The sequence below is a fragment of the Planococcus sp. TJ-301 genome, from assembly GCF_058268475.1.
This window is the reverse complement of record NZ_JBZDOH010000001.1, coordinates 1,247,366-1,260,755: the sequence shown is the minus strand read 5'-3', so window position 1 is coordinate 1,260,755 and position 13,390 is coordinate 1,247,366. Positions and strand designations below refer to the sequence as shown.

Below are 13,390 nucleotides of genomic sequence, written 5' to 3'. Positions count from 1 at the left end.
GTCTGCCATCCTTGATGAAGCACCACAACTACTAGAGAAAAATACATTAAAGGAGGAAGTGCGGATGCGTGATTTGCCCATGAAAATATACGACAATTCGCCGATTTACTTCCAAAACCTTTTTGCGAGCGTGGAGGGATACAGAAGGACAAAAAGCCGACATGGCAACATTTACTTCAAATACCTGAAAGAATTGGGCAAACGGGATTATTCTGATGCGGTTTATGAAAAAACCTATCAAGAACAGGAACTCCAGAAGCTAGTCAAATATGCCTTTGAAAGGAGCCCGTTTTACCGGGACTTCTACAAAGGGGTCGACATCAGCTCAATAAAAACGGTAGATGACTTGAAGAGATTGCCGGTGCTGGAAAAAGAGATGGTCCGGGAGAACATCTCTTCCATGTACACCATCTCCGAAAACTCTGCCATCGTATCCCATACGTTGGACTCAGCCGGAATTCCGCTGAAATTCCTTTTCACTAAAGAGGATATGCAAAAGCATATGGCGTTTTTGGATTTTTTCAAAAAACAGCACGGAGTCACCAATTTGGAAATGAAAAGAGCTTCTTTCAGCTCCAATCGGTTTATACCGAAGAGGCAGCAGAAAAAGGTGTTCTGGCGCGACAATTATTCAAGCAAGCAGCGCCTGTATTCCGCTTATTACTGCAACGAAAAGAACGCAGGTTTTTTTGTGGAAAATCTTGATGGCTATAAGCCGGACTTCATCGACGGGCTGCCATCAGCCCTTTATGAGGTGGCGAAATACATCAACCAGCACCGGATCATCTTGTCGTTCCATCCGATTGCGATTTTCTCGTCCGCCGAAACTTTGACGCCTCAGCACCGCCGGGAAATTGAAATGGCTTTCGATTGCCCGGTCCGCAATCATTATGCTTCCGCAGAAGGGGCGCCGTTCATAACGGAATGCCCGAAAGGCAGGCTGCATTATAATTTGAGCTCGGGCATCATCGAAACGACAATCGACAAGGAAATGATCATAACGGGTTTCAATACGTATGGAACGCCATTGATTCGCTACAAAACCGGAGAACGCATCGATATGGCGAAAGATGGGGGATACTGCGAATGCGGCAGCGCTCATCCGGTCGTCCACCCTTTACAGGACCGGGGAGATGATTTTCTCCAATCGAAAAGCAAAGGCAAATTCACGGCTCTGTATATGTCTATGGCCAGCAGCCGTTTTTCCGGCAGCATACGGAAAATACAGTTTATCCAAAATTCGCCGGATGTCATCGACGTGATGATAGAAGCGGCAGAAAGTTATACGAACGCTATGACTGAATCGATCCATGAAGAAATGGTTTATATTTTTGGCAACGACATGCGATTTAATATGCGCATCGTAGAAGAAATTCCTATGCAGCCGAACAGTAAATTCCGGCTGGTGATCAATAATCTGAACGGATAACGAACTGCTTGCAAGAAAAATAGGCGAAAAGCTGAAATTTGACGGGGTGATTTATTGATGAAGATTCTACCAATCGAACAAAACCAGAGCACCAATCTTTACATTCAAGCGCCATACCAGAAGGAAAAGATATTCCTTTCTTCTCCTCATATGACCGGAAACGAAATGAAATACATCAACGAAGCATTTGATACCAATTGGATCGCTCCAATCGGGCCGAATGTCGACAAGTTCGAAGCGGAACTTGCTGCGTATACAGGAGCGGCAGCCGGGGCTGCGTTGAGTTCTGGCACGGCAGCAATTCATTTGGCCCTTCATTTATTGGGTGTCGGCAAAGGGGATCGAGTATTTTGTTCATCACTGACATTCGTTGCCAGCGCAAACCCTATCTTATACGAAGGAGCAGAACCGGTTTTCATTGACGCGGAAGAACAGACATGGAACATGTCCCCAACTGCTCTTCGAAAAGCCTTTGTGGCATCGGCAGAAGAAGGGAAATTGCCCAAAGCAGTGATTGTCGTCAATTTATACGGCCAAAGCGCGCAGATGGACGAATTGCTGGAAATCTGCAACGAGTACGGCGTACCCATCATTGAAGATGCGGCTGAATCTCTTGGCTCTCTTTACAAAGGTCGCAGCAGCGGGACCCTTGGTAAATTTGGCATCTATTCCTTCAATGGCAATAAAATCATCACAGCGTCAAGCGGAGGAATGCTGATTTCCGATGATGCTAAAGCGCTGGTGAAAGCTAGATTCCTTGCCTCACAGGCAAAGGATCCTGCGCCATATTATAAACACCATGAAGTTGGCTATAATTACCGAATGAGCAACATCCTTGCAGGAGTTGGCAGAGCGCAATTAGAGGCGATTGAAGACCGGGTCAATGCCCGCCGTGCGATTTATGAGAGGTATGCAGAAGCCTTCAAGGATATCGAAGCTATTGAATTCCAGCCAGAACTGGAAGATACGCGTTCAAACCGCTGGCTGAGCGCCTTTACGCTTAACACGGATATTACCGCATTGACGCCTGAAAACATCAAGCGCGCCCTTGAGACCGAGGAAATCGAATCCCGCAATATTTGGAACCCGCTGCACCAACAAGAGTTATTCAAGGATGCTCCTTTTTACAAAGATGGCGATGGCGAAGCAGTCAGTGAACGGATTTTCCGCCACGGCTTATGCCTGCCGTCGGGATCGAATATGACAATCGCCCAGCAAAATCGAGTCATCCGTGTTATTAAAAACCTTTTTAATAATTGATAAGGGAGTTGAAGGGACATTCCGGTGAGGGATGGCCCTTTTGCGATTCACGGAAGCCATGGCCAAAACGACTCAAGCGTAGCGTGACAGCTAGACTTACTTTTTATTGGCGTCTATTCTGAGAAATGGGGAGATGGCTATGAAACTTGTCCAGCTTATGATAATGATGTTATTCGTAATAATAGTTGCAGCGTGCGGATCGGAAAGGGATCCGGAAGTTCCGGAAAACGGTGGGCAGCCGCCAGTAGAAGAACCAGCAGAAGAACCGGCAGAGGAACCGGAAGAACCTGCAGGCGTGGAAAGCGATCCTTACAGCTTTTTTATGAAAGATGGCACCATCGCGCATTTTAGAGGGGATGGAAACGAATATGCACAGCTCACGGTCCGCACCGTTTTTCTGGAAGAGGACTATATCGCTTTATACGAAGACAATGGCGGTACTACAATTCTGAAGGTATTCCGGATCGCCGATAATGCGGCGGACTTGGTTCTGGAGAAGCCGGAGTTCTATGAAGAATATAATCCGCCGCTTGAAGAGCTCAAAGCCTTGAAACCGATTTCCCGCTTCTTTGAATTGCCGATTGGAGTCGGCGATAAAGTGGACGGATTAGAGGTAGTGGAGATCGATGTTGCGACGGAAACCCCTTATGCAAATTTCGATAATGCAATCATGACCGAGAAACATGAAGATGATGGCGCGACAATCCGCAATTATTACGTGGAAGGGCTCGGTGAAGTGAAGCGGGAGTTTATCATGGGAGAAGGAACGGATGAGTACCGAGTGACATCATCTTTGGAATCGATTGAATAAGCCAGTATCCGGCCTGTGCGTTCGCAGGCCGTTTTTTTGTTGAATTATCTAAGAAATAAATGCCAAAAGCAGGAAAATGGTGTATTCTAGAATTCGATATCAAGCGCAAAGGAATGAAGAAAATGAAGCACATGGTTACAGCGAATGATGTAGCGAAACTGGCAGGGGTATCCCAGTCTTCCGTTTCACGGGTCTATTTTGAAGGGGCAAAAGTTTCGGAGAAAACCCGTGCCAAAGTGCTGGCAGCGGCTGAACAGTTGGGCTATCGGCCAAATGAATTTGCGCGCAGTCTGATCACCAACAAAACCAAAATCATCGGCTTGGTGATGAAAGGGGTCGAGAATCCCTTTTATCCGCAAGTGTTGAAGCAATTTACAACGGCGTTCAAAAAACTGGGCTACAGCATCTTATTTGTGCATACGCAAAATGAGGAAATCCAGCCTGAAGATGTGGAAACTTTGCTGAATTATAATGTAGCGGGTGTCATTATCACGGATGCTGCGATGTCATTGAAAGTAGCAGAAGATTTCCGTTCAAACCGCATTCCGCTTGTGTTTTTCAACCGCAAATTAAACACGGATGAATTTTATTCGGTGTGCTGCAATAACTTGGACGCCAGCAGAAAAGTCGCCGAGTACCTGATCGGCCAAGGCATCAAAGAGATGGTTTACATTTCCGGCAACGGCAACACGTCGACCAGTCTCGAACGGGAAGCGGGTTTCATGGAAGTCTTGAAGAAAAAAGGCATTAGCCATCGGAAATATGCATCGGACTATACATATTCAGGCGGCTTCAAGACTGCACTGGGCATAGTGGAACAAGGACCAGTTCCAGCGGCTATTTTTGCTGCGAACGATATTATGGCGCTGGGCGTTATCGACGCGCTGAAAAAGAATTCACTGCGTATTCCGGAAGACGTAAAAGTGGTCGGATTCGACAACATCGATATGGCAGCATGGTTGGGTTATCAGCTGACTACGTGGGAGCAGCCCATTGTAAAAATGGTGGAAAAAACAATTGAATATATCATGGATGAAATCGTTGATTACACTGGCTTAGTAAGGGCAGTTGAGATTAATGGGAAATTAATCAAACGAAAAACTGCCTGAAAATTATTGACTTTCAAGATTAATTGCAATATTCTTCTTGGTAGCACGTATTTTGCATACGTATTCAAAAATTGGAGGGAATCCCATTGGTAAAAGTATATAAAGCTGGGAAATCGCAAGAAGAAGTAAGCGCAAACGATTTTAAAGTGTCGCAGATTGTTGCAGAAGCATTGAAAGATGTGGAAGCGCGCGGGGATGAAGCAGTTCGAGAGTTGTCGGAAAAATTCGACAAATGGTCTCCTGAAGCATTCAGACTCACTGAAGCGCAAGTAAATGAAATCGTTTCCAAAGTCCCTGCCTCTGTGATTGAAGACATCAAATTCGCACAAAAGAACATCAAAGCATTCGCTGAAGCACAGCTCGCGTCATTGAGCGATGTAGAAGTCCAACACATTCCAGGCGTCATTCTGGGCCATAAAAATATTCCAGTCAACAGTGTAGGCTGTTACATCCCAGGCGGGCGTTATCCAATGGTGGCATCTGCGCATATGAGTGTGCTCACTGCAAAAGTTGCCGGCGTTAAACGTGTAATCGCTTGCACGCCGCCGATCAACGGAGAAATTCCGAATGCTACGATTGCTGCCATGTCTTTAGCAGGCGCAGATGAAATCTATTTGCTTGGCGGAATTCAGGCAATGGCTGCAATGGCAATCGGCACTGAGACAATCGAAGCGGTCGACATGATCGTAGGACCGGGGAATGCATTCGTTGCAGAAGCGAAACGCCAATTATACGGCAGAGTCGGGATTGATTTATTCGCAGGCCCAACGGAGACTTTGGTGGTAGCAGACCATACAGCAGACGCAGAAATGGTCGCGACAGACATTTTAGGCCAAGGAGAACACGGTCCAACGTCGCCAGGCGCGTTGATCACCACTTCTGAGCAATTGGCTGAAGAGACAGTCAAAGAAATTGAGCGCCAACTCAAAACTTTGTCGACTGCTGACGTAGCCCGCGTATCATGGGAAGATTATGGACAGATCCTTATTGTCGACTCTATCGAAGAAGCGCGCATCGAAGCAGATCGCCTTGCATTTGAACACGTGGAAATTCTGACGGAAAACCCGGATTACTTCCTGGAAAATATGACGAATTACGGCTGCTTGTTCCTAGGGCCAGAAACCAACGTCGCTTACGGTGATAAAGTCATCGGCACAAACCACACCTTGCCGACAAAAGGCGCAGCACGCTATACAGGTGGCTTATGGGTTGGCAAATTCATCAAAACGGTCACTTACCAAAAAATCACGACACCTGAAGCAAGCGCCTATATCGGTGAATACGCTGCACGACTGTGCCAGCTTGAAAACTTTGCAGGCCACGCAGAACAAGCGCTATTGCGCGTAAAACGCTACGGTAAAAAATAATAGAGTGCTTATTAAGCCGATATTTTGCAAAACAGTCCCGCTTTCACGTGGACTTGCGCCGAACTAACTCGTGCTAGCGAACAAGTTAGTCGTCACTTCATCGTTTCACTGCTCCCTTGGGAGTCGGACTATTTTGCTCCATATCTAAAGAACCGAAAGAAACTGCAGAAAGTGTATCTTTCATGCTCTTCAGTAAAGAAAAAACTCTCTAAAAAGAAATACCTTTGAATGTAGCGGAAGGCGGCGAACAAGTTGGGCAAAAGGATTTTGACCAACTTGTTTGCGACGAAGCGCATGGCGCTGTAGGAGCAATGGTTTTCGCAGCGCGGAAGGCGTCCGCCTGAAGCGAAATGAAAAGAGCTAACAAGTGTCTCTTAGAAAGTTGGCATATCCCAAAGCTTGATGGAGGAAATTATATGATTGGCATGATAGGTTTATTTGGCGGATTGGCGTTATTGATTTACTTGACGATGAAAGGCATGAACTTGCTGATTGCGGCACCGCTCACTGCTTTGCTTGTCGGAATCATGAACGGGTTGCCGCTCTTCCCGCAGCTTGCGGAAGAAGGCGCAGCCAACTTCCTGACAAATTACATGACAGGATTTACGGGTTTTATCGCCTCGTGGTACCTGATGTTCCTGACAGGTGCGATTTTTGGTAAAGTGATGGAAGACAGCGGTGCAGCCGACAGTGTGTCAAAATGGATTGTTGGCAAACTTGGTATGAAACGGGCGGCGCTGGCTGTCGTTCTCGCCTGTGCCGTTTTGACTTATGGCGGCGTGAGTTTGTTCGTCGTGGCTTTCTCGGTCTATCCGATGGCGCTTAGCTTGTTCAAGCAAGCGGACCTGCCTCGCCGCTTTATACCGGCTGCACTGGCATTCGGTTCGACCACATTTACAATGACGTCAGCGGGTTCACCTGAAATCCAGAACTGGATTCCGATTGAATTCCTTGGCACGACGCCATACGCTGGCTGGGAAGTCAGTGCGATTGTCGCCGTGTTTATGATGATATTCGGTTATTGGTGGCTGAAGAAGATGATCACAAAAGCTGTCTCGAAAGGCGAGCATTTCGTTTCGAGAAAAACGGATCCGACTGCGGATACCCGCAAAGAATTACCGAATCCGCTTCTCAGCATGGTGCCGTTGTTAGTGGTGTTGATCATTTCGTTCATTTTCCACGATTCACTGGGAACTTCTGCGTTGATCATAGCGCTTAGCGGCGGGATCGCCGCTACGTATGTGATCAACCGCAAGTATTTTACGAATATCGGCAAGGCGTTTGGCGACGGAGCGCTTGGCGCAGTTATTGCGATTGCCAATACAGCAGCCGTTGTAGGATTTGGCGGAGTCGTCAAAGCGACTTCTGCATTTGAAACAGCTGTCGGCGTCATTACTGGTATTCCAGGAAGTCCGCTGATCGGCGGCGCGCTTGCCGTTGCCGTCATCGCCGGATTGACAGGTTCGTCATCAGGCGGGCAAGCGATTGCCTTGCCGCTTCTGGCACCGCATTACCTGGATCTGGGCGTTGACCCGGAAGCGCTTCATAGAACGGTCGCTATTTCATCCGGTTCCCTGGATTCCTTGCCGCAAGGCGGTTATGTGGTAACGACAATCCGTTCGATTGCCGGTGAGACCCATAAGGATGCATATCCTGCATTCGGTGCGCTGTCTGTAGTGGTGCCGCTTCTTGGCGCAGTTCTCGCAGTAGTGTTGTTCTCTCTAGGTTTATAAGATCTAAATACCCAATGAGCTAGTTTTCAGCTAGTTTGTTGGGTATACTTTTTTTAGATGGACTATTTGGAAGAGGTGCAAAACATGGAAAAGATTTCAATTCTCGGCAGCGGCACGATGGGGCATTCCATCGCATTATCAGCAGCGTGGGCAGGGCATCCTGTAAAAGTTTATGGCATTAATGAGCAAGACCTGGAAAATGCAAACAACGGCCTTGCCAATAAACTGGGCGTGATGGTCGACAACGATTTATTCGGCGAAGCGGATGCGAAACGCATCAAAGACACCATCCAATTCTCGACTTCTCTTGAAGAAACTGTCGAAGGCGCGACGTTCATCATCGAAGTGATTCCGGAAGTGCTGGAATTGAAGAAAGAAATGTACGCTACTCTTGAGAAGCTTGTCGGAGAAGACGTCGTTATCGCGAGCAATACATCGGGCTTCATGCCAAGTCTGCTGTCTGAAAAAATGGCGCATCCAAACCGGTTCGTCGTGACGCATTTCTGGAATCCAGGTCATCTTATTCCGTTGGTCGAAGTAGTCAAAGGCAGCAAGACCGACGAAGAAACCGTGCAGCGTGCGATGCAAGTTATTGTGGATATGAATAAGAAACCGATTTTATTGCAAAAAGAACTGCCTGGCTTTATCGGCAATCGTCTGCAATACGCGTTGTTCCGTGAAGCGCAAGCGCTGTTGGATTCCGGAGCGGCGTCAAAAGAAGATATTGATGCAGCAGTCACTTATAGCATTGGGCGCCGCTTGCCGGTGACCGGACCATTAATGACAGCCGATATGGGCGGCTTGGATGTGTTTTCGGCAATTTCGAATTATTTGTTCGAAGATTTGGCGACCGACCAGCGCTCAGGCAAAATTTTGTCGGAACTTGCGGCAGACGGCAATTTGGGCGACAAGAGCGGCAAAGGCTTCTACGATTGGGAGCCAGCCGTATCGCGCAAACTCAATGCAGACCGGGAAAGGACGCTGATCCATTTCCTGAAAAATGATCTGCAGGCAATGGGGGAGAGCGAATAATGGGTGCATACTTTTCCGAACTTGCCGGCAAGACCGTCATTGTAACCGGTGGCAGCAAAGGAATTGGCCGGGATATTGCCCGGACTTTTGCAGAACTGGGGGCGAATGTCGTCATCTCGGGACGCAATCAGCAAACGCTCGATAATGCGCTGAGCGAGCTTCATGAATTTAATCCGCGCTGCATCGCAGTGGCCGGTGATTTGAGTGCAGTAACAGAAGTACGGCGGCTGATTGACACAGCAGCGGACACTTTCGGTACAGTCGATGTGCTGGTGAATAATGCAGGCGTTAATATCGCAAAACCTGCGATGGAAGTGACGGAATCAGACTGGGACACGGTCCTGGATTTGAACTTGAAATCAGCCTTTTTCGCTAGCCAGGCAGCTGCTAAATATATGCTTGCGCAGAAAAGCGGGCGCATCATCAATATTGCTTCCCAAATGGCATTTGTCGGCTATATCAAGCGCGCAGCCTATTGCTCAAGCAAAGGCGGAATGGTGCAAATGACCAAAGCGCTGGCTGTGGAATGGGCGAAAGGCGGGGTAAAGGTCAATGCCGTAGCTCCGACGTTCATCGAAACAGAATTCACAGCGAAGATGTTCGAAGACGAAGCATTTAAGAAAGACGTCGAGAGCCGCATTCTACTGGACGGCCTCGCGCAGCCGAAAGACATATCTGGAGCTGTGTTGTATCTCGCTTCGGATTTATCGAATTTCGTGACAGGCGAAACAATCAAAGTCGACGGAGGATGGACCGCCATTTGACGTATAAAACGTCAAACCATAAAGCAAATAATATTGAAGGGCAGAGAAAACGATTCGTTTTCTCTGCCTTTTATTATTAGTAGTTGCCTGACTGCAAATGGAGACTTCTGGGACTCTTTTAATATGAAGGCGCTTTCATATGAGTTTTGTCTCAGTCAAAAGTCCGAATAATACAATAAAAATCAGAAAAGTCTTTCAATTGGCTCTAAACGCTTTATAATGAACAATTATAAACAAAGGGAGATGAGGCAATGGCGAACCTGAGAAACGACTCTTTGCATCTGCATCGGGAACATCAAGGAAAACTCGAAGTCCGTTCAAAAGTGGCGGTCGGAAATGAAAGGGAGTTAAGTCTCGCCTATTCTCCCGGAGTAGCAGAGCCGTGCAAGGAAATTGCGCAGGACACGGGGAAAGTCTACGAGTACACGATGAAAGGCAATACGGTGGCAGTCATTACAGATGGCACCGCGGTTCTCGGACTTGGCAATATCGGCCCTCATGCGGCGTTGCCGGTAATGGAAGGGAAAGCGGTGCTGTTCAAAGAATTCGCGGGCGTTGATGCATTTCCAATCTGCTTGGACACAACAGACGCTGAAACAATCATCCAAACGGTTAAACTGCTGGAGCCCGGCTTTGGCGGAGTCAATTTGGAAGACATTTCTGCGCCTACTTGCTTTATCGTAGAGCAGCGCTTGAAAGATGAGATGGGAATCCCGGTATTCCACGATGATCAGCATGGAACGGCCATTGTGACGCTTGCCGGATTGATCAATTCCCTGAAACTGGTCGGTAAAAATGTCGATGAAGTAAAAGTGGTCGTCAACGGGGCAGGAGCCGCAGGGATTGCGGTCGTAAAGCTGCTGAGCAAATACGGTTTCAGCCAGTTGATCATGTGTGATACGAAAGGCGCCATTTTTAAAGGCCGTTCCTACGGAATGAATCCATTCAAGGAAGAAGTAGCAGAAATGACCAATTATGGCCGGTCTGAAGGCAAACTTGGAGATGTTATCAAAGGGGCGGACGTGTTTATCGGCGTATCGGCCGAGGGAGCTTTGAGTGAAGAAATGGTGGCATCGATGAATGCAGAACCCATCATCTTTGCGATGGCGAACCCGAACCCGGAGATTTTGCCGCACGCGGCAAAACGCGCAGGGGCCCGCATTGTGGGCACGGGACGTTCCGACTTCCCGAACCAGGTCAATAACGTCCTGGCGTTCCCAGGCATCTTCCGCGGGGCACTGGACGTCCGTGCTACTGAAATCAATGATGCGATGAAAATTGCGGCAGTAGAAGCGATTGCCGGGCTGCTGGAATTGCACGAACTCCACGATGAATACGTCATTCCAGCGCCATTCGACTTGCGCGTTGCACCGGCAGTAGCAGCCGCAGTGGCGCAAGCTGCGATTGATACGGGTGTGGCTAAGCGGCCGATTGGTACAAATGCCTCCGCTGCACAGGAAGCTCTTTCAGGAAAAACGATATATTAAAAGAAAGCCGCCCATTCAGCAAGTTGAATGGGCGGTTTTGTTCGGGAATTTATTTCACCAGTTCGGGAGTTTGTATTGCGCGGCGGACTTTTTGCAGCGCTTGTTCAAGGTCTTCCAGCAAATCGTCGCGGTTTTCGAGGCCGACAGATAAACGCAGAACACCGTCTGTGATGCCGCGCTTCTCGCGGTATTCTTTCGGCATAGATGCATGGGACATTGTCGCCGGGTAAGAAAGAATCGTTTCGACTGCTCCCAAACTTACCGCAAATACCGGAATTTGGAGGCTCTCCACAAAAATCCGGGCAGCATCTTTGTCTCTCAGGCGCAGCGATACAACAGCTCCCGCGTCGCGTGCTTGGCGCTCATGGATCGGATTGCCCGGATGGAATGTGAAGCCCGGATAATAGACTTCTTCCACGGCGGGATGGCTATGCAAATATTGCGCAATGACACGGGCAGAAGCGGATGATTGCTTCAACCGTGCGCCCAGAGTTTTGATGCCTTGGATCAAGGTATAGGAATCATGAGCCCCCAAGACCGAACCGAACGTATTTTGAATAAAGCCGAGACGATCCGCCAATTCCGGATCTTTGACGACTGCGAGCCCCGCGATGATATCGCTGTGGCCGGATAGAAATTTCGTCGCGCTGTGCAAGACGACATCTGCGCCCAAAGCAAGCGGGTTCTGGTACAAAGGCGTCATGAATGTATTGTCGACAAATGTTAAGCAGCCATTGGCTTTTGCGAGCTTGGCGGCTATTTCGATGTCAGTGATATTCATGACCGGATTGGATGGTGTTTCTATATAAACGACTTTCGTATTGGACTGGATAGTTGCGGCCATTTCGCTGAGGTCGGTCATGTCGACAAAGCTATAGGAAATTCCGAATTTGGTAAGCACTTCCGTGACAAAGCGGTAAGTGCCCCCGTAGACATCTTCCGATACAAGGACGTGGTCGCCAGCCGACAGCAGCATGAACGCGGAAGAAATGGCAGCCATGCCGGAAGCGAAAGCGAATCCGCGTGTGCCGCCTTCGAGTTTGGCAATGGTTTCTTCCAGCTTTAAACGTGTGGGATTGCCGGAGCGGCTGTAATCGAACGGTCCGAATTCGTCAAAGCTGGCCTGATGGTATGTGGAAGACAAGTGAATCGGGACATTGACCGCCCCGGTTTCTTTGTCGACTCCGGCTGCGTGGATGAATTGAGTTTCCAAATGTGTCATAGGCGAAGGACCTCCTTGTCCAGTTTTGCGAATGCTTGGGTAAGATCGGCTGTCAGGTCTTCAATGTCTTCGATGCCGACGGAAAAGCGGAGCAGGCAATCGCAAATTCCGCGGCGCGTCCGCTCTTCATAAGGGATATCGGCGTGCGTCTGGGTGGCGGGATAGGTGATGAAACTTTCCACGCCGCCCAGGCTTTCAGCGAACGTGATCAGTTCCAAATTTTCCAGAAACGGACCGACCAATGATGCGTCTTGCAAGCGGAATGACAACATGCCTCCTTTTCCGGGATAAAGGACATCTGTGACCGCAGGGTGATGTGCCAGAAACTCAGCAGCTTCGCACGCATTTTTTTCGTGCTGTTTCATGCGAAGCGGCAGCGTCTTCAAGCCGCGGATCAACAACCAGGAATCGAACGGCGATAACACTGCGCCAGCTGAATTGTGAAGCACGCCCAGTTTCTCGCAAAGCGCCTGGCCTTTAGCAGCAACCAAGCCGCCGAGCACGTCATTATGGCCGCCGATATACTTTGTCGCGCTGTGCACGACGATGTCTGCGCCTAATGTTATAGGCTGTTGAAGGTAAGGCGTTAAAAAGGTGTTGTCGGCAATGAGCAGCAAACCATGTTTTTTCGCCAGTTTTCCGTAGGCGGCCAGGTCGATTTCCTGCATCAATGGATTGGTTGGCGTCTCGATGAATAACGCTTTCGTTTTATCTGTGATCAAGCTTTCAGTGTGGCTGACATCATTGAAATCTGCGTAAACGGTGCGGATATTGTAAATCTCCGAATAATGCTGGAGCAGCCGGTAAGTGCCTCCGTAAATATCTTCCGGTACCAATAGCTCGTCATCAGGCCTGAACAGCGACAGCACCAGTTGAATTGCCGCCATTCCGGAACTACAGGCAAATCCAGCATCCGCGCCTTCAAGAGCGGCGATGCCTTCTTCCAGTACGGAGCGAGTCGGGTTTTTGGTGCGCGTGTAATCATAGCCTGTCGACCTGCCAAGCCCCTCATGTTCATAAGCGGTCGACAAATAAATTGGGGTGCTGACCGCCCCTGTCGTTTTATCGGTTTTATTGCCTAATTGCACTAGTTGCGTTTCAATGCCGAATTTTTCCATGGGAATCATCCTTTCAAAATAAAAACAGGGGCTCGCTTCTTGAAAAAGAAGAAAGCCC

General features: G+C 48.6%; 11 protein-coding genes. 9 read left to right on the top strand and 2 right to left on the bottom strand.

The window, feature by feature from the left end:
• Positions 1 to 64 precede the first annotated feature (64 nt).
• From AC4EHJ_RS06400 to ystJ, 9 genes are all read left to right on the top strand, one after another.
• Positions 65 to 1,429 carry a phenylacetate--CoA ligase family protein gene (locus AC4EHJ_RS06400; RefSeq protein ID WP_490974731.1) on the top strand — a complete coding sequence of 455 codons (1,365 nt, stop codon included), beginning with the start codon at positions 65 to 67 and terminating at the stop codon, positions 1,427 to 1,429.
• A 150-nt stretch (positions 1,430 to 1,579) separates the two neighbouring features.
• Complete coding sequence (locus tag AC4EHJ_RS06395; protein ID WP_490975629.1) at positions 1,580 to 2,689, top strand: aminotransferase class I/II-fold pyridoxal phosphate-dependent enzyme; 1,110 nt, start codon at positions 1,580 to 1,582, stop codon at positions 2,687 to 2,689.
• A gap of 139 nt (positions 2,690 to 2,828) precedes the next feature.
• Complete coding sequence (locus tag AC4EHJ_RS06390) at positions 2,829 to 3,500, top strand: hypothetical protein (protein WP_490974730.1); 672 nt, start codon at positions 2,829 to 2,831, stop codon at positions 3,498 to 3,500.
• A gap of 122 nt (positions 3,501 to 3,622) precedes the next feature.
• Positions 3,623 to 4,609 (top strand): LacI family DNA-binding transcriptional regulator, encoded by a 987-nt coding sequence (locus tag AC4EHJ_RS06385; RefSeq protein WP_490974729.1) that lies wholly within the window; start codon positions 3,623 to 3,625, stop codon positions 4,607 to 4,609.
• 86 nt (positions 4,610 to 4,695) lie between these two features.
• On the top strand, positions 4,696 to 5,976 hold the full coding sequence (gene hisD / locus AC4EHJ_RS06380; RefSeq protein ID WP_490974728.1) for a histidinol dehydrogenase: 1,281 nt from the start codon (positions 4,696 to 4,698) through the stop codon (positions 5,974 to 5,976).
• 416 nt (positions 5,977 to 6,392) lie between these two features.
• On the top strand, positions 6,393 to 7,709 hold the full coding sequence (locus AC4EHJ_RS06375) for a GntP family permease (protein ID WP_490974727.1): 1,317 nt from the start codon (positions 6,393 to 6,395) through the stop codon (positions 7,707 to 7,709).
• Positions 7,710 to 7,793: 84 nt separating this feature from the next.
• Complete coding sequence (locus AC4EHJ_RS06370) at positions 7,794 to 8,741, top strand: 3-hydroxyacyl-CoA dehydrogenase family protein (protein WP_490974726.1); 948 nt, start codon at positions 7,794 to 7,796, stop codon at positions 8,739 to 8,741.
• A complete protein-coding gene (locus tag AC4EHJ_RS06365; protein WP_490974725.1) occupies positions 8,741 to 9,505 on the top strand; it encodes an SDR family NAD(P)-dependent oxidoreductase in 765 nt (254 codons plus the stop codon). The genes AC4EHJ_RS06370 and AC4EHJ_RS06365 overlap by 1 nt, the downstream gene beginning before the upstream one ends.
• A 251-nt stretch (positions 9,506 to 9,756) precedes the next feature.
• Positions 9,757 to 10,992: an NADP-dependent malic enzyme gene (gene ystJ, locus AC4EHJ_RS06360; RefSeq protein WP_490974724.1), complete on the top strand. Its 1,236-nt coding sequence runs from the start codon at positions 9,757 to 9,759 to the stop codon at positions 10,990 to 10,992.
• 49 nt (positions 10,993 to 11,041) lie between these two features.
• Here ystJ and metC read toward each other — a convergent pair whose 3' ends face one another.
• Together metC and AC4EHJ_RS06350 are read right to left on the bottom strand one after the other, a co-directional pair.
• Complete coding sequence (gene metC, locus AC4EHJ_RS06355; protein WP_490974723.1) at positions 11,042 to 12,214, bottom strand: cystathionine beta-lyase; 1,173 nt, start codon at positions 12,212 to 12,214, stop codon at positions 11,042 to 11,044.
• A complete protein-coding gene (locus AC4EHJ_RS06350) occupies positions 12,211 to 13,332 on the bottom strand; it encodes a methionine biosynthesis PLP-dependent protein (RefSeq protein WP_490974722.1) in 1,122 nt (373 codons plus the stop codon). Before AC4EHJ_RS06350 ends, metC begins: the two co-directional genes overlap by 4 nt.
• Between the last annotated feature and the right edge of the window lie 58 nt (positions 13,333 to 13,390).

Bases quoted from the DNA above. Each gene is read 5' to 3' on its own strand.
- AC4EHJ_RS06395 (WP_490975629.1), top strand. From the start codon at position 1,580: ATGACCGGAAACGAAATGAAATACATCAACGAAGCATTTGATACCAAT.
- AC4EHJ_RS06365 (WP_490974725.1), top strand. From the start codon at position 8,741: ATGGGTGCATACTTTTCCGAACTTGCCGGCAAGACCGTCATTGTAACC.
- AC4EHJ_RS06400 (WP_490974731.1), top strand. From the start codon at position 65: ATGCGTGATTTGCCCATGAAAATATACGACAATTCGCCGATTTACTTC.
- ystJ (WP_490974724.1), top strand. From the start codon at position 9,757: ATGGCGAACCTGAGAAACGACTCTTTGCATCTGCATCGGGAACATCAA.
- AC4EHJ_RS06375 (WP_490974727.1), top strand. From the start codon at position 6,393: ATGATTGGCATGATAGGTTTATTTGGCGGATTGGCGTTATTGATTTAC.
- AC4EHJ_RS06370 (WP_490974726.1), top strand. From the start codon at position 7,794: ATGGAAAAGATTTCAATTCTCGGCAGCGGCACGATGGGGCATTCCATC.
- AC4EHJ_RS06385 (WP_490974729.1), top strand. From the start codon at position 3,623: ATGAAGCACATGGTTACAGCGAATGATGTAGCGAAACTGGCAGGGGTA.
- AC4EHJ_RS06350 (WP_490974722.1), bottom strand. From the start codon at position 13,332: ATGGAAAAATTCGGCATTGAAACGCAACTAGTGCAATTAGGCAATAAA.
- AC4EHJ_RS06390 (WP_490974730.1), top strand. From the start codon at position 2,829: ATGAAACTTGTCCAGCTTATGATAATGATGTTATTCGTAATAATAGTT.
- metC (WP_490974723.1), bottom strand. From the start codon at position 12,214: ATGACACATTTGGAAACTCAATTCATCCACGCAGCCGGAGTCGACAAA.